A 15309-nucleotide genomic window follows, 5' to 3' on the forward strand; every position below is an offset into this window, starting at 1 on the left:
TAGGAAAAAAGAGCCTTTCTGCCTCTGCAACCGAAAGCAAGCGACGCCTAAAATTGCGCGGAATCAATTTTTTTGCGGAGCACTGCATGTTCGGTCTTGATGCATTCCACCTGGCGCGAATTCAATTCGCTTTTACCGTATCGTTTCATATTATCTTTCCCGCCATCACCATCGGGCTTGCCAGCTATCTGGCGGTGCTGGAAGGGCTGTGGTTAAAAACCAAAAATCCCGTCTGGCGCTCGCTGTACCACTTCTGGTCGAAAATTTTCGCCGTGAACTTCGGCATGGGCGTGGTCTCCGGGCTGGTGATGGCCTATCAGTTCGGCACCAACTGGAGCGGGTTTTCCGAATTCGCCGGTAGCATTACCGGGCCGCTGCTGACCTATGAGGTGCTGACGGCCTTCTTCCTCGAAGCCGGATTCCTCGGCGTGATGCTGTTTGGCTGGAACCGCGTCAGCCCCGGCATGCACTTCTTCGCCACCTGCATGGTGGCAACCGGGACCATTATTTCGACCTTCTGGATCCTCGCCTCCAACAGCTGGATGCAGACGCCGCAGGGGTTTGAGGTGGTCAACGGCCAGGTGGTGCCCGTCGACTGGTTTGCGGTGATCTTCAACCCGTCATTCCCCTACCGCCTGCTGCATATGTCGGTCGCGGCCTTTCTTAGCAGCGCGCTGTTCGTCGGCGCCTCGGCGGCATGGCATCTGCTGCGCGGCAACCAAACCCCGGCCATTCGCGCCATGTTTTCGATGGCGCTGTGGATGACGCTGATCGTCGCCCCCATCCAGGCGATGATTGGCGATATGCACGGCCTGAATACGCTTGAGCATCAGCCGGCAAAAATTGCCGCCATCGAGGGCCACTGGGAAAACCGGCCAGGGGAACCGACGCCTCTGCTGCTGTTCGGCTGGCCGGATATGCAGCAGGAGCGCACCCGCTATGGCCTCGAAATTCCGGCGCTCGGCAGCCTGATCCTCACCCATAGCCTCGATAAACAGGTTCCGGCGCTGAAGGAGTTTGCGCCAGAGGACCGCCCCAATTCGACCATTGTGTTCTGGTCATTTCGCCTGATGGCCGGCCTCGGCATGCTGATGATCCTGCTCGGGGCGCTGGCGCTGTGGCTGCGCTACCGCCGGCGGCTGTACCACTCGAAGCCCTTCCTGCGCTTCGCGCTCTGGATGGGGCCATCGGGGCTGATTGCCATCCTCGCCGGCTGGGTTACCACCGAGGTTGGCCGCCAGCCGTGGGTCGTCTATGGCGTGCAGCGCACCGCCGATGCCGTTTCCGCCCACGGCGACCTGCACATGACCATCAGCCTGCTGACGTTTTTCGTGGTCTACAGCTCGGTCTTTGGCGTGGGCTATAGCTACATGCTGCGCCTGATCCGCAAAGGCCCACAGGAGGTCAATCCGCCGGTCACCGGCACCCCGGCGCGCCCGCTTTCCGCCGCCACCGGCAATTTTGAGCAAAAGGAGTCCCACTAATGGCTATCGACCTGTCGGTAATCTGGTTTGCCATCATCGTTTTCGCCACCCTGATGTATATCGTTATGGACGGCTTCGATTTAGGGATTGGCATTTTATTCTGCACCATCCGTGACCCCGAGGATCGCGACGTGATGGTTAACAGCGTGGCCCCGGTGTGGGACGGAAATGAGACCTGGCTGGTACTGGGCGGCGCGGCGCTGTTCGGCGCCTTTCCGCTGGCCTACGCGGTGATTATCGATGCGCTGGCTATCCCGCTGACGCTGATGCTGGTCGGCCTGATCTTCCGCGGAGTGGCCTTCGAATTTCGTTTTCAGGCCACGCCATCGCACCGACCTTTCTGGGACGTTGCTTTCCTTGGCGGCTCCCTGCTGGCCACCTTCGCCCAGGGAGTGGTGGTTGGCGCGGTCATTAACGGTTTCCCGGTCAGCGGCCGCACCTTTAGCGGCGGTATGCTCGACTGGCTTACGCCGTTCACCCTGTTTTGCGGCCTGGGCCTGAGCATCGCCTACGCCCTGCTGGGCGCCAGCTGGCTGGTGATGAAAAGCGAGGAGCCGCTGCAGGAAAAAATGCGCGGCGCGTCGCGGGCCCTGCTGCTGGCGCTGCTGGCGGTGATTGTCGCTATCAGCCTGTGGACCCCGCTGGCGCAGCCCGCTATCGCCGCGCGCTGGTTCAGCTTACCGAACCTCTTTTTCCTGCTGCCGGTGCCGCTGCTGGTGCTGGCTCTCAGCGTCTGGCTATGGCGGGCGTTAGGCAGCAGCGCCCATCACGGGCGGCCTTTCCTGCTGACCCTTGGGCTGGTGTTCCTTGGCTTTAGCGGACTGGGGATCAGTATCTGGCCGCATATTATTCCCCCCGCCATCACCCTGTGGCAGGCCGCCGCGCCGCCGCAGAGCCAGGGATTTATGCTGGTGGGCGCGGCGCTGATTATTCCGGTGATCCTCGGCTATACCTTCTGGAGTTACTACGTATTCCGCGGCAAAGTTCAACACGGTGAGGGGTATCATTGATGAATCGATTATGGCTTAAGCAGATAGTCTGGATGGTGGCGCTGTGGGGCGGGAGCGTGCTGGCGCTGGCGGCGGTGAGCATGGGTTTTCGCCTGCTAATGACCGCCGCGGGGCTAAAAGCCTAACTTGTTATCTTAACCGTCCACTAACCGGCAGATGGGCTGCCGGTTAGTGGACGCTTCCGCCCGCCGCCGATCAGGCCCCTTTGCGTTTGGGCAAGGTTTTCAGCAGCTCGTCCGGGCTGACGGAGGCCACGATGCTTCCCGGAAGCGGCATTTTCAGAATATGGTTCTTCATTTTGCCCACCACGTGCATTTCGCAGGGACGACAGTCGAACTTCAGCGTCAGCACCTCGTCGCCGTGAATAAGCTGCATCGGCGTGGCTTTCCAGCTCTTAATCGAGCCTTTTGCCTGCTTCGGACACAGATTGAAGGCAAAGCGCAGGCAGTGCTTGGTGATCATTACCGGCACGTCGCCTTTCTCTTCATGCGCTTCATAGGCGGCATCAATCAGCTTCACGCCGTAGCGCTGATAAAATTCGCGCGCCTTGTGGTTATAGACGTTAGCCAGAAACGAGAGATGGGTTTCCGGATAGACCGGCGGCGGCACGGAAACCGCCTTGCGCCGGCCGCGAGGCGCGGCGTCAATCCGCGCCTGATCCAGCATCTCTACCGTTTCACGCCGCAGCTGATTGAGCAGGCCGTTGGGCACAAACAGCGCGCCGGGCAGCGCTATCTCAACATCGCGGGCGAAGTAGATGGTCTGGCCTAATTTCGCCACCCCGTCGCGCAGGTTGGCCAGCGCTTTATCGGCCTGGGTCGCTTCGGCGAACTCGCCGTCGAGGGTGTGGGTCACGCTGACGCCGTCCTCGCAGGTCATCGTCAGCACCAGCTGCTCCTGCCAGCCGCTGAGGGTGATATCCACCGCAATCCGCCGCTCGCTGGAGGTCTTTTGCAGCGCCTGCTGCCAGTTGTGGTCGAGATTGCGGTTCAACGCCTGATGCGGACGCGCTTTATAGAGATCCGCCGGCATTTCGTTGGGCCATACGCGGTAGCGGTTTTCACCGGTTTTCTCTACCGTATTGGCGCGAAAACCGACGATTTCACGCTTAATCATCACATTCAGGCCATCGCCGTTGGTCAGCGCTTCGCTCACCTCAACGTCAAGATGGTCTTTACCCACCTTCAGCACTTCGCCCACCGGCAGACCGATAAACTTCGGCGAATCGAACGCGCCGATATCGCCTTTACGCGCGTTGACGAAATAATCGGTGCTGCCGCGATGGAAGGTTTTATCCGTAGAGGGCACAAAGAAATGCTCGGTGCGTCCGGCGGAGGCACGCGCGAGATCGCCCCGGTCTTCAATAATCGCGTCCAGCATCTGGCGATAGTGGGCGGTAATGTTCTTCACGTAGCTCATGTCTTTGTAGCGGCCCTCAATTTTGAAGGATCGCACGCCGGCATCGATCAGCTGGGCCAGGTTGGCGGTCTGATCGTTATCTTTCATCGACAGGAGGTGTTTCTCATAGGCCACCACCCGGCCCTGGTCATCTTTCAGGGTATACGGCAAACGGCACGCCTGAGAGCAGTCGCCGCGATTGGCGCTGCGGCCGGTCTGCGCGTGGGAGATATTGCACTGCCCGGAGTAGGCCACGCACAGCGCGCCGTGAATAAAGAACTCAATCGTCGCATCGGTGTGTTCGTAGATCGCCTTGATCTGCTGCAGATTCAGCTCGCGCGCCAGCACTATCTGGCTGAAGCCGACGTCGGAAAGAAACTTTGCCTTTTCGACGCTACGGATATCGCACTGGGTGCTGGCGTGCAGCTCAATCGGCGGGATATCCAGCTGCATCACCCCCATATCCTGCACGATCAGCGCATCAACGCCGGTTTCATACAGGTCGGTAATCAGGCGCTGCGCGGGCTCAAGCTCATCATCGTGAAGGATGGTATTCAGCGTCACAAAAACCTTCGCCCCGTAGCGGTGGGCGAAAGGCACCAGCCTGGCGATATCGCTGAGGCTGTTGCTGGCGTTGTGGCGCGCGCCAAAGCCCGGTCCGCCGATATAGACCGCGTCCGCGCCGTGTAAAATAGCTTCACGGGCGATCCCGGCATCGCGGGCGGGGCTAAGAAGTTCAAGATGATGGTTTTGCAGGCGCATACGATCGTTGTTATCCGTTATAGGGGGCGAAATGGCGGCTATTGTAGTCAGAAGTGGGCAGAGACGAAAACAATTTCCACCGCGGCCGCGGCGTGAATTTTCAGATTCTGGCAAAGCATTGAAGGAAAAGCTATTTCCCAGCCAAAACCCCACAGGGTAAAGTCACTGCGTATTCCGGATTTTCCTCGTCACGTTGTGGATTGTTTTATCAGTCATCTTGATTGGCCGCGGGTTAACAGCCGGCGGCTTTTTCTTTTGGGTAATGGATCAGCGAATGAAAATGGGCGGTCTGCGCGCCGCTGTTGCGGTAGGCATGCGCCAGGTCGCCGGCAAAGCGCCGCCCTTCCCCCGGCTGCAGGGTCAGCCACTGCCCCTCAAGGCACAGCTCCAGCACTCCGCTGATAACCACCACGTGCTCAATCACCCCCTTTTCATGCGGCGTTGACTCGCTGAGCGCGCCGGGAGCGAGGGTGATGGAAAAATGGTCAAAACGCAGCTGCGGGTCCCACGGAAAAACGGGCGTTACCACCATCGCCTGCTGCTGCGGGTCGAAGGCGGCCGGCGCAACGGAATCATCGGCAACGATAAACGTCGAGAAGGCCACGTTCAGCCCGGTGGCGATTTTCCACAGCGTCGCTACGGTCGGGCTGGATTCGTTGCGCTCAATCTGGCCGAGCATCGCCTTCGACACGCCGGTCTCCTCCGCCAGCCGCGACAGGCTCCAGCCGCGCTGTTGACGCAGCGTTTTCAGGGTCGCTGCAAGATGTTGCGCAATATTCATTCCACCTCCTGATTTTCTCAGCGGAAATTATACGCGTATTAATATGATTCTACAGGGTGTTTAATTGCGAAAAGCGTTTGCGGTACTCCCGGGGCCCCACGCCAAACTGCTGATTAAACAGGCGGGAAAAATAGAGCGCGTCGTCGTATCCCACCAGCTGAGCGATGTGCGCAATCGTCAGCTGCGCGTGTTGTAAAAGCAGCGACGCGCGATTCATGCGCTGTTTTTCTCGCCAGGCGAAAATCGTCATTCCCGTCTCCTGGCGGAACAGGTGCGCGAGCCGTGATGGTGACAGAAATGCCCGCGCGGCCAGCGTATTGATGGTGATCTTCTCCTCAAGATGCTCATCAAGGTACTGACAGATGGCGATGATACGCGGATCGAGCGAGAGGCAGTTGCTACCCGGCTGCAGCTTGAAACAGTGGAGTAAAATCTTTTCCAGACAGTTTACCGCCAGAATCGCATCCAGCCGGTCCGCCGAGGAGTAAAGGCGGATCACCTCTTTAAAATCGCTCTTTAAGCGCTGAATAAAATCGTCGTCGCTGCTCCGGGTTATCCCTACGTCGTGCCATTGACGATCCCATTTCAGCCAGTCAATCCAGTATGGGCGCGGCATAAAATAGATCCACAGGTGCTCCCAGCAATCGCTTTTCGCCTCGCGACCATAATGATGGGGGCAGCCAGGAGGAAACAGCACGACATCGTTGGGACGGCAGATGAAGGTTTCGTTATTACGATGAATCACCCCTGCGCCACGGAGAGTGATATTAATAATGTACCCCTTCATGCCCCGCTCGCGCTGAATGAAGGTATCCAGCCTGTTGCCCGGGAATATTGGCGTATAGCCCGCCACCAGCCAGGCGTTAAAGGTAAAACTGCGCATTAATGGCGAATAGATAATCAGATCATCATCCATCGTCTCTGTCTTCATTGTCGGCAACCACATCGCTGTCTAACCCATGTTGCTTATTCTGCCTGCATTAAAACAGGGCGCAACCGCGAGATTGCGCCCGCAGATTACTCCGCCAGTTTCCCCTGCGAAAGGTCCGTCGCTACCCGCTCGTAGAGCGTGTCCAGACGATAGAAATACATGATCGCCATATTGATAAGCGCCAGGCCAAAGGGGAACGCGATAAATAAAAATTCAATCATCGACACCACCTGCGGCGACTGCACCGCATTGCCGCCGCTGATAAACCCCGCCGCCCCCAGCATCCAGCCGACGCTCGCGCTGCCCAGCCCCATTCCCAGCGTCTGCCCGAGGGTCCCGGCGCTAAACAGGATGCCTTCAATTCGCAGGCCGGTTTTCCACTCGCCGTAATCGATGGTATCGGCGAGGAAAGCGAACATCGTCGCGCCGATGCCGCAGAACCCGACGCTTCGCACGGCGGTTGCCAGGATGATAAATAGCGAGTTGGTCTTATCGAATAACGGTAGCAGATAGGCGATGCTGCACACCGATAGCCCCAGCAGCGCCAGATTGCGCTTGCCGAGGCGCTTAATAAGCCAGGGAATAACCAGCAGCGTGATCAGCCCGGGGGTATATTGCGCGAGGCTGATCCACGACATCAGCGATACGTCCTGCAGGATATAACGCGAGTAATAGACGCTGATCGTGGATAGCGCCGTCAGGCTGGTGAAGGTTATCAGCAGATAAAAGAAAATCATTAGCCAGTAGCGGTTGCCGATTATCGAACGCACCACTTCCCGCGTTTGAATATGATGCCGGTTTTCCTTATTCACCGGTTTAATTCGCTCGCGGGTCCAGGCGCCGGTCAGCAGCAGGCACAGGGCGGTGAAGAAACCAAATATCGCAAAGACCAGGATCCACGCCGTCTGGCTATTGCCGAGAGCCGCCACCATCGGCAGGGTAAAGACGCCGACGGTCAGCGATCCGCAGGTAGAGAGCCCTTTGCGAAAGACGCTAAGGACGCCGCGTTGCCAGGTATCGCGGGTGATTAGCGCCAGCAGCGAGCCGTAGGCGATATTGTTGGCAGTGAAAAAAATATTCGCCAGCAGGTAGGTCACGCACACGTAGATTATTTTACCGTTGTCGCCAATGTCGGGTACGGTGGCCATCAGGAATGCCGACAGGCCGAAAGGCACGGCGGTCCAAAGCACCCACGGCCGCGCTTTGCCCAGCCGGGTCTCCGTTTTATCAATACGAATACCGACAAACACGCAGATTACGCCATCCACCACCCGGGCAAAAAACATTAAAGAGCCAATCAGGGCCGCGGAAATTCCGACGATATCGGTATAAAACCATGCCAGAAAGGTCACCATCATCGTATAGGTAAGATTCGTTCCGTAATCCCCTAAACCAAATGCCAGGCGCTCGCGAAAGCCAGGCCGATCGTCAGTGGAGTGCTCCCGCGCAATTGATAAGGTACTCATGGTTTGTTCTCCAGCAGAATAATTTGCACATCCCAATCGCCTAAATCGATCTCATCGCCGGCGTGGATCGTTTCACCGCTAAAAAGCATGCGACCGGCAGGCTGACTAAATTTAACGCGCTGCGGCTCGGCGCTATAGTTAAAGTAATAAATCAGCTGATTGTTATGCTCATCAAAACCACGGCGCATAATTACCGGGAAGGTAATATGGTCATCAAATATTCCAGAGAAGGCGGTTTCAGTCGCTACGTGACGGAATATTGCGGCTAAAACCTCGCCAGATAAATGACAGCCGATATAGGTTGCGCTCCCCTGATAAAACCGATTAAAGGTTACGGCAGCATATTTATGCCAGTAAGGATGTTCGTAGCGGGCTAATACCGTCGAGTCGGCTTCCGGCTCCAGCAGCTCGATCCAGTCATGTACTGTGGTATCGAGGCCCGATAACGGCAGGCAGCTCGATGTCAGCCCGGTGCGCTGCGGCTCAACAAAAAGCTGATAGCGGGCGCCGACGGCCGCCGAGATAATTCCCGGCTGCACGCAGGAGCGCACTTTCATATTTTCATCCGCGAATCCGGATTTAAATGAGAAAATAGCATGACCGCCCTGCCTGATATAATCATTAATCTGCAGCAGCTTTTCATCGCTCACCGTATAAAGCAGCGGAAAGATCAGCATCTCGTATTGAAAGATTCGCGGATCGTCGACGGCCAGAATATCCACTTCAATATTCATCCGGTACAACGTGTCATAGTACAGACGGAAGATGTCATTGTACTGGTGCTGCGCATCGCGGGAGAACTGATGCCCGCGCCACGGATGCCAGTCGATTGCCGTCAGGCATTCGTTGCTCACCACCAGGGCGATGCGGCTTTTGCGCGAATATGCCATCGCCTGCGCCGCGAAATCACGCAGTTCAGCGCCGGTCTGGCAGACCTCCTGGTAAACCGGGTTGGGCAGCAGATCGTGGCTTAAAATCCCCTTCCAGTAGGTTTCGTAAGCGTTATGCAGCGAATGCCAGTGCCAGTAGCCAATCAGGCCGGCGCCGCTGGCGACGTGGCTCCAGGCCTGCAGCCGCAGCTGTCCCGGGAACGGCGTCCACTCCTTGAAGGCCTGGGCCTGGGTCTCCAGAACCAGATAGCGGCGATCTTTGGTCACCCGCGCAATATCGCCGGCAAAGGCGATTTCCGCTCCCGTTAAGCTAAACTGGCTGGGGTGATACACATCAACCCCGGTAATATCCACAACCGCGGAGGTTTTAAAATGGTCGACCTCCGCGCGGACCCCGAACGACCAGTTGCGCCAGTCAAAGTCAAAGTTGTGGGTAATAAACTGCCGATCGTTTTTATATTCACGCACCAGCCCGGCCTGCCAGCCAAGGAAGCGGGTGACCAGCGAACGTTGAAAGGTCCTGAATGCGCAGCCCAGGCTGGCGTTAATCGTCCCGGTCAGCGACGGGAAATCCTCCCAGGCGTCAATGCGGTTGCTCCAGTAATCAAGGCCGAACGCGCGATTCATCTCCGCCAGGTTATTATTAAAGCGTTTTTTAAGATGCTTGATAAATTCAATCTGCACGTTTTCAGAGCAGCTGTCATAATATTTAGTTTCGTTATCAATCTGAAAACCGATCACCGCCGGATGGGCGGCCGTCGTCTTTAATAGCTGGCGAATAATCCGTTCGGCATACCATAAATAGGCCGGATGGGTAATATCCATTTTTTGGCGGTGACCATAGCTATTTTTCCCCTGGGGAGTTGTCGCCATTACCTCCGGGTGTTTTTTCGCCAGCCATGCGGGAATGGCGTAGGTCGGGGTGCCGATAATTACCGCAATATTATTTTCATGCATGGCGTCGAGAACCGTGGTCACTGAACTGAAATCAAACTCCCCTTCCTGTGGCTCAAAGGTACTCCAGGTACTTTCCGCAATCCGCACGTAATTAATACCCGCCTCTTTCATTAGGGCAATATCTTCCTGCAAACGCTCCTCTGCTAAATATTCACGATAATAAGCTACGCCGTACCAAAACTTTTCCATTTCTCGCTCCTCTTTGTTACCGGAAACATAACGCACAATCTTAAGAAGCGGATGAAATTAGCTGCTGGCAACATAGAGCAATCTGCTATCGCCATCGGGAGTCGATAGCGATCACATTTTCCGCTGACGGCAGGCGCTACCGATTGCCCCCCTTGTGCGCTATAGCGCACGGTGGTACATTTTATCGGATGTTATAACGCACAAGAGGTTATCATGCGCTCATTTTCCCTTCCGCTGCCGACGCTGCTCGCCGGCTTTATCGCGGTGCTGGTCGGCTACGCCAGCTCTGCGGCCATTATCTGGCAAGCCGCCGCCGCCGCGGGGGCCGATGCGGCGCAAATCGCCGGCTGGATGACGGCGCTGGGATTAGGTATGGGCGTCAGCACCCTCGCGCTGACTCTGTGGCGTAAGGTGCCAATCCTCACCGCGTGGTCCACTCCCGGCGCGGCGCTGCTGGTAAGCGGGCTGCAGGGCGTGACGCTGGAGCAGGCGGTGGGGGTATTCGTTTTTGCCAACGCCTTAATCGTGCTCTGCGGCGTGACCGGCCTGTTTGCCCGCCTGATGAAAATCGTCCCCCACTCGCTGGCGGCGGCGATGCTGGCCGGGATTTTACTGCGTTTTGGCCTGCAGGCCTTCTCCAGCCTGCAGGGTAATCTTGCCCTCTGCGGCGGCATGCTCGGCGCCTGGCTTATCTGCAAGGCCCTGCTCCCGCGCTTCGCGGTTGTCGCCGCGCTGCTGGTGGGAGGCGCCATCGCCTGGGCCAGCGGCGAGGTAAGCGGGGAACATCTCAGCCTCTCGTTCGTTGCGCCGACGTTCATCACGCCGCACTTTACCCCTTCTCTGCTGCTCAGCGTCGGGCTGCCGTTTTTCCTCGTCACTATGGCGTCGCAAAACGCCCCCGGCTTCGCCACGCTGCAGGCCTCCGGCTATCCGGTGCCGGCGTCGCCGCTTATCGTGGCGACCGGCGGCCTGGCGCTGCTGCTGTCGCCGTTTGGCGTTTATTCCATTTGCATTGCCGCGATCACCGCCGCGATTTGTCAAAGTCCGGACGCCCATCCCGATCCTCAGCGCCGCTGGCTTGCGGCGGCGGCGGCGGGCGGTTTTTATCTGCTTGCCGGTCTTTTCGGCGGTTCGATTACCGCGCTGATGTCGGCGCTGCCGACGGCGTGGATCCAGATGCTCGCCGGGCTGGCGCTGCTGGGTACCATCGGCGGGAGTCTGTTTCAGGCTCTGAATCATGAGAGCGAGCGCGATGCGGCGGTGGTGACCTTTCTGGTCACCGCCAGCGGTATCACCCTGGCGGGAATTGGTTCGGCCTTCTGGGGCCTGCTGCTGGGCGGGGCGAGCTACGCTCTGCTGTCAGCGCTGCGCCGCGCGTAGCTGCGACGGCGTCAGCCCGGTGGCGCTTTTAACGCGGTTGCTGAAATGGCTGGCGGAGCTAAAACCGCAGGCCAGCGCAATGTCGGTCAGCGAACGGGCGCTGTGGCAGATAAGCTCCTGCGCGCGAACCATACGGCGCTGCATCACGTACTGATGCGGAGCCATTTTCATCGACTGGCGGAACATCCGCGCAAAGTGATATTCGCTGAGCGCCGTCTCCTGCGCCAGCTCGGCCAGCGTCAGCGGCTGGTCAAGATTCTCCTCAATCCACGCCAGCAGCGTGCGCAGAACGTGCGGCGCCAGGCCGCCGGTGACCGTCGGTAAGCGCCACTGGACGTTCGAATAGTGCTGGATCAGGTGGGTCAGCAGCAGCGTGCTGGCGGAGCTTAAGGTCAGCTGGTTGGCCTGCTGCTGCCAGTCGTAGTCGAGGAGAAACTGGCGATAGACCGCGGTGATTTTATCATCCTGGGAAAAGGTTTGTTCCTGCAGGCTAAACGATGCCGGGCTGCGGTCCCAGATCTGTTCCCCGACGCGTCTGAGATGCGCATCGGTGCAGTACAGGTGGACAAAAGAGAGGTCTCCCCGGATATCCCAGGTACTTTCAGCGCCCTTTGGCATCAGGCAGAAGCGGTCCGGCCCGCCGCCGTTTTTCCAGCCCTGCGGCGTTTTCTGATAGCTTTCGTAACCGTCGGCAACGTACAGGCTCAGCGTGTGGTGGTCGCTGCGTACCGTCACCGTATCGAGGTTGTTGTACCACGCCGCCAGTTGAATGCCGGAGTTCAACTCCACCGTTTCCCGCAGCACGGCTTTTTGTCGACGTAATGTTTCGAAAGTCCCGTAAGCCATAGCCTTCACAAATCAGATTCCGCAAACCCGTAGTCTATGGAGAGTCGACGGCGGATACCAGACCTCCCGGCCCCTTAAAACAAAATAAGCGCAAGAATTTGCAAGTCCGTAACAAGATGGTGACAGCGGCGCGGGCGAAAAGCCGCCACACTGCCCGCGAGTGTTCTTACGGGAGAGATATTTTGAACGCATTACTCTATGGGCTGGTCGTCGTTATCTGGGGCACGACGTGGATTGCCATTTTTCTCCAGCAGGGTCCGGTTGCCGCGCCGGTATCGATTTTTTGGCGCTTCGCCGTCGCCAGCCTTACCATGCTGGCGATTCTGCTGGTCACCCGCCGCCTGCGTCCGCTGGCGTTGCGCGATCACCTGTTCTGCGTCCTGCAGGGCTGCTGCGTGTTCTGTTTTAATTTCTGGTGCTTTTATACCGCTGCGGCGCATATCAACACCGGGCTTGAATCGGTGATTTTTTCTATGGCGGTGCTGTTTAACGCCATCAATGGCTTTATTTTCTTCCGCCAGCAGCCGCCGGGTCGTTTCTGGCTCGCCGCCGCGCTGGGGCTGGCCGGGATCGTGACGCTGTTCTGGGACGATCTGACGCGCAACGGCCTGAACGCCTCTCTGCTGTGGGGGATTGGCCTTAGCGCGCTGGGGACCTACGGCTTTTCGCTGGGGAATATGCTCAGCATCCGCCACCAGCGCCGGGGTCTGGAAACGCTAACCACCAACAGCTGGGCGATGCTCTACGGAACCCTGGTGATGGGCGCAATCGCCCTGATACGCGGCGATGATTTCTCGCCCCAGTGGACGCTGAGCTATATGGGCGCGCTGCTCTATCTGGCCCTGTTCGGCTCCGTTATCGCCTTCGGCGCCTACTTCACGCTGGTCGGGCGAATCGGCGCCGGCAAGGCCGCCTACAGCACCCTGCTGTTCCCGCTGGTTGCGCTGACGATCTCCACCTTTTATGAAGGCTACGTCTGGCACGGCAACGCGGTCGCCGGGCTGGCGTTGATTCTGGTGGGTAATCTGGTGATGTTCGCCCGACCGGAGCAGTTGTTCCTGCGCCGCAGGCTGGCGTAACTGGCGGGAGTCAGCAGCACTCCCCGGCAGCGATGCCGCCGGGGAGACGTTCAGCCGCGCCGGCGAACGGCGCGGGGGGATTATTTCTGCGTCGGGTCGAATTTCACCGCGTCGATAGCCATATCGTCGATAACCTGCTTCAGGGTATCAATGGTCATCGGCGTATTTTCGTTGGCCAGTTTTTTCCCCTCGCCTTTACGCACGATCTTGATCACCGGCTTGTTCGTCCCGGCATCGATCAGCTCACCTTCAAAGTAGAGGTTGGTATCCATCGTACGGTGCCCGGTTGCCATTTCGGTACCCGCAACCACCAGCGCCACCGGCACCACTTCATAGAACTGCAGCCCCTCTTTGCTGGAATCCACGCCGGTAATGGCGCCGCGGAATATCAGGCTGCGCGGACCTGCGGTTGTCGCCAGCGTTTTACGCTCGGCAATCGCCTGCTTCATCTGCTTATTGGCGTAGGTAAGAATATCGCTCAGCGCCTGGGCCCCAACCTGGGTAGAGGGTTTAGGGATTGGGTAATAGGTGATGGGGTTATAGACCACGTTATCGTAGTTTTTCGGATTGTAATCCGGTGAAATCCAGCGCAGTTCCGCTTTACCTGATGCTGAGGTCGTCTCTTTTAAGTTGGAATAATCTTTTAAAAAACCTGAATACCGATCCGGTTGGGCAATTTTGGCAGCGCAGCCGGTTAAGGCTAACAGGCCAGCAAGAGCAGCGGCTTTAAATATAAAATGAGTACGCATGATGAATCCCTGTAAATGCAGTTGTCGGCACGGTTTATAGCAAAACACCAGGGTAAGTGTTGTGACAAAAAGGGTGAAACGCCAGGCGTTGGCAAAAATAAATCCGCCACGGTGGGCGGATTTATTTCCGGCTTGAGAAAAATACTATTCACGATCGCAGCCGCGCATCAGCTGACGGATTTATTCCAGATTCGCGTGACGGCTAAACATCTGGGCATCGCTTTGCGCCGTTTTATCTTTGAGATAAATAATTATACTGTCATATATAAGCCAGCTTAATTGTTCAAAAGAAGAACCGGTGGGTTGAATGGTCGCCGCCTTTGTCGATGACTCCGCACTTTTGGCCGTAATGCCGGGAATACGGATCGCCACATCCGCCAGCCGGCCTATCGTGTGGTCCGGATAAATGGTTAGCGTCGCAATCCGCGCGCCCTGCCCGCTGGCTTTCTGCGCCATCGTCACCAGGCTGCCGGTTTCTCCCGACCCCGACCCGACAATCAATAAATCACCTTGCTGAATTGACGGGGTGGTCGGTTCACCGACAAACCAGACGCTAAAACCAAGATGCATTAATCGGTTAGAAAAAGCCCGCGCGGCAAATCCGGAACGCCCGGCGCCGGCGACAAAGATACGTTCGGCCGTGAGGATCATCTCGCCAAGGCGCGTCACCGCATCGCCGTCCACCTGGCGGGCGTCGTCGGCCAGTTCTGAGATAATAGCGAGCAGGTTATCGCAGCTTTTCATCATCATCTCCTTAGGCGTTAACCATCGCCGCTTTAATCAGGCGCGCTTCTTCCAGCGGATCCTCGGCGCGGGTAATGGCCGAGCCGACAATCACCACGTCAGGTTTTAGCGCCACATAGTCCGCAATCGTCCGGCTGTTGATGCCGCCGGCGACGGAGATGCGCGAATACCTGGCGTGCCGTTTGATAACCCGCAGGTCTTCAAGCGGCTCTCTTCCCGCCGCCTGCTGATCGGCGCCGGTATGGACAGCAAGATGTCGGACGCCAGCGTCCTCCAGCTCGCGAATACGCGTTGGCAGATCGTCAACGCAAATCATATCAACCACCACATCGCGGCCGGCCTCTTCCGCCGCCCTCAGGCAGGCCTTCACCGTGAGAATATCGGTGACGCCGAGCGTCGTTACGTAATTTGCCCCCGCATCAAAAGCCAGCTTACTTTCGAAGTAGCCGCCATCCATAATTTTCTCGTCGGACAGCAGCTCCTTCTCGGGAAAGCGTTCGTGAAAGCGCTGAACCGCCGCCATGCCCTGGGCAATAACAAACGGCGTACCGATTTCAATGATATCCACGTGCTCACGGAGTTTTTCCGCCAGCGCCAGCGCCTCAGCAAGAGGTAATTCATCCAAAGCTAATTGCAGTTTCAT

14 protein-coding genes are annotated in these 15309 nt (G+C 57.7%); 5 read left to right on the forward strand and 9 right to left on the reverse strand.

Annotation, left to right across the window (positions count from 1 at the left end):
• The first annotated feature begins 86 nt into the window (after positions 1 to 86).
• From QFI97_RS15945 to QFI97_RS15955, 3 genes are read left to right on the forward strand one after another with little or no spacing between them, the layout of a single operon-like run.
• The gene (locus tag QFI97_RS15945; RefSeq protein WP_346431566.1) at positions 87 to 1484 is read left to right on the forward strand and encodes a cytochrome ubiquinol oxidase subunit I; all 1398 of its coding nucleotides are present in this window, start codon (positions 87 to 89) and stop codon (positions 1482 to 1484) included.
• A complete protein-coding gene (gene cydB / locus QFI97_RS15950) occupies positions 1484 to 2494 on the forward strand; it encodes a cytochrome d ubiquinol oxidase subunit II (RefSeq protein ID WP_346431567.1) in 1011 nt (336 codons plus the stop codon). The genes QFI97_RS15945 and cydB overlap by 1 nt, the downstream gene beginning before the upstream one ends.
• Positions 2494 to 2619 (forward strand): DUF2474 domain-containing protein, encoded by a 126-nt coding sequence (locus QFI97_RS15955; RefSeq protein ID WP_095097506.1) that lies wholly within the window; start codon positions 2494 to 2496, stop codon positions 2617 to 2619. Before cydB ends, QFI97_RS15955 begins: the two co-directional genes overlap by 1 nt.
• A 70-nt stretch (positions 2620 to 2689) precedes the next feature.
• Here QFI97_RS15955 and QFI97_RS15960 read toward each other — a convergent pair whose 3' ends face one another.
• The 5 genes from QFI97_RS15960 to QFI97_RS15980 form a co-directional block, all read right to left on the reverse strand.
• The gene (locus QFI97_RS15960) at positions 2690 to 4654 is read right to left on the reverse strand and encodes a peptidase U32 family protein (RefSeq protein WP_346431568.1); all 1965 of its coding nucleotides are present in this window, start codon (positions 4652 to 4654) and stop codon (positions 2690 to 2692) included.
• Between the two features lie 232 nt (positions 4655 to 4886).
• Complete coding sequence (locus QFI97_RS15965; RefSeq protein ID WP_095097500.1) at positions 4887 to 5435, reverse strand: helix-turn-helix domain-containing protein; 549 nt, start codon at positions 5433 to 5435, stop codon at positions 4887 to 4889.
• 49 nt (positions 5436 to 5484) lie between these two features.
• Positions 5485 to 6366: an arabinose operon transcriptional regulator AraC gene (araC, locus tag QFI97_RS15970; RefSeq protein ID WP_095097497.1), complete on the reverse strand. Its 882-nt coding sequence runs from the start codon at positions 6364 to 6366 to the stop codon at positions 5485 to 5487.
• An 86-nt stretch (positions 6367 to 6452) separates the two neighbouring features.
• A complete protein-coding gene (locus tag QFI97_RS15975) occupies positions 6453 to 7832 on the reverse strand; it encodes an MFS transporter (protein ID WP_331835299.1) in 1380 nt (459 codons plus the stop codon).
• A complete protein-coding gene (locus QFI97_RS15980; protein ID WP_346431569.1) occupies positions 7829 to 9868 on the reverse strand; it encodes a beta-galactosidase in 2040 nt (679 codons plus the stop codon). The genes QFI97_RS15975 and QFI97_RS15980 overlap by 4 nt, the downstream gene beginning before the upstream one ends.
• A 213-nt stretch (positions 9869 to 10081) precedes the next feature.
• Here QFI97_RS15980 and QFI97_RS15985 point away from each other — a divergent pair, with 213 nt between their 5' ends.
• Positions 10082 to 11248: a benzoate/H(+) symporter BenE family transporter gene (locus QFI97_RS15985; protein ID WP_095097488.1), complete on the forward strand. Its 1167-nt coding sequence runs from the start codon at positions 10082 to 10084 to the stop codon at positions 11246 to 11248.
• On the opposite strand, the gene QFI97_RS15990 is transcribed toward QFI97_RS15985, so the two are convergent.
• On the reverse strand, positions 11228 to 12094 hold the full coding sequence (locus tag QFI97_RS15990) for a helix-turn-helix domain-containing protein (protein ID WP_331835758.1): 867 nt from the start codon (positions 12092 to 12094) through the stop codon (positions 11228 to 11230). The two genes, QFI97_RS15985 and QFI97_RS15990, sit on opposite strands and share 21 nt — an antisense overlap.
• Before the next feature lie 182 nt (positions 12095 to 12276).
• Between QFI97_RS15990 and QFI97_RS15995 the strand changes: the two genes are divergently transcribed.
• Complete coding sequence (locus QFI97_RS15995) at positions 12277 to 13173, forward strand: DMT family transporter (RefSeq protein WP_095097482.1); 897 nt, start codon at positions 12277 to 12279, stop codon at positions 13171 to 13173.
• Positions 13174 to 13253: 80 nt separating this feature from the next.
• Here the strand turns inward: QFI97_RS15995 and QFI97_RS16000 are convergent, their stop codons facing one another.
• The 3 genes from QFI97_RS16000 to hxlA form a co-directional block, all read right to left on the reverse strand.
• Positions 13254 to 13922, reverse strand: coding sequence for a DUF3313 domain-containing protein (locus QFI97_RS16000; RefSeq protein WP_095097479.1), 669 nt, complete (start codon positions 13920 to 13922; stop codon positions 13254 to 13256).
• A gap of 180 nt (positions 13923 to 14102) precedes the next feature.
• Positions 14103 to 14666 (reverse strand): 6-phospho-3-hexuloisomerase, encoded by a 564-nt coding sequence (gene hxlB, locus QFI97_RS16005; RefSeq protein WP_095097476.1) that lies wholly within the window; start codon positions 14664 to 14666, stop codon positions 14103 to 14105.
• A gap of 10 nt (positions 14667 to 14676) precedes the next feature.
• Positions 14677 to 15309 carry a 3-hexulose-6-phosphate synthase gene (hxlA, locus tag QFI97_RS16010; RefSeq protein ID WP_331835302.1) on the reverse strand — a complete coding sequence of 211 codons (633 nt, stop codon included), beginning with the start codon at positions 15307 to 15309 and terminating at the stop codon, positions 14677 to 14679.

Source organism: Klebsiella scottii, assembly GCF_036561945.1.
Taxonomy (GTDB): Bacteria; Pseudomonadota; Gammaproteobacteria; order Enterobacterales; family Enterobacteriaceae; genus Klebsiella; species Klebsiella scottii.

What these genes read in the sequence shown, in the direction of transcription:
- QFI97_RS15955 (WP_095097506.1), top strand. Translation starts at nt 2,494, where the DNA reads ATGAATCGATTATGGCTTAAGCAGATAGTCTGGATGGTGGCGCTGTGG.
- QFI97_RS15960 (WP_346431568.1), bottom strand. Translation starts at nt 4,654, where the DNA reads ATGCGCCTGCAAAACCATCATCTTGAACTTCTTAGCCCCGCCCGCGAT.
- hxlA (WP_331835302.1), bottom strand. Translation starts at nt 15,309, where the DNA reads ATGAAACTGCAATTAGCTTTGGATGAATTACCTCTTGCTGAGGCGCTG.
- QFI97_RS16000 (WP_095097479.1), bottom strand. Translation starts at nt 13,922, where the DNA reads ATGCGTACTCATTTTATATTTAAAGCCGCTGCTCTTGCTGGCCTGTTA.
- cydB (WP_346431567.1), top strand. Translation starts at nt 1,484, where the DNA reads ATGGCTATCGACCTGTCGGTAATCTGGTTTGCCATCATCGTTTTCGCC.
- QFI97_RS15985 (WP_095097488.1), top strand. Translation starts at nt 10,082, where the DNA reads ATGCGCTCATTTTCCCTTCCGCTGCCGACGCTGCTCGCCGGCTTTATC.
- hxlB (WP_095097476.1), bottom strand. Translation starts at nt 14,666, where the DNA reads ATGAAAAGCTGCGATAACCTGCTCGCTATTATCTCAGAACTGGCCGAC.
- QFI97_RS15990 (WP_331835758.1), bottom strand. Translation starts at nt 12,094, where the DNA reads ATGGCTTACGGGACTTTCGAAACATTACGTCGACAAAAAGCCGTGCTG.
- QFI97_RS15980 (WP_346431569.1), bottom strand. Translation starts at nt 9,868, where the DNA reads ATGGAAAAGTTTTGGTACGGCGTAGCTTATTATCGTGAATATTTAGCA.
- araC (WP_095097497.1), bottom strand. Translation starts at nt 6,366, where the DNA reads ATGAAGACAGAGACGATGGATGATGATCTGATTATCTATTCGCCATTA.
- QFI97_RS15975 (WP_331835299.1), bottom strand. Translation starts at nt 7,832, where the DNA reads ATGAGTACCTTATCAATTGCGCGGGAGCACTCCACTGACGATCGGCCT.
- QFI97_RS15965 (WP_095097500.1), bottom strand. Translation starts at nt 5,435, where the DNA reads ATGAATATTGCGCAACATCTTGCAGCGACCCTGAAAACGCTGCGTCAA.
- QFI97_RS15945 (WP_346431566.1), top strand. Translation starts at nt 87, where the DNA reads ATGTTCGGTCTTGATGCATTCCACCTGGCGCGAATTCAATTCGCTTTT.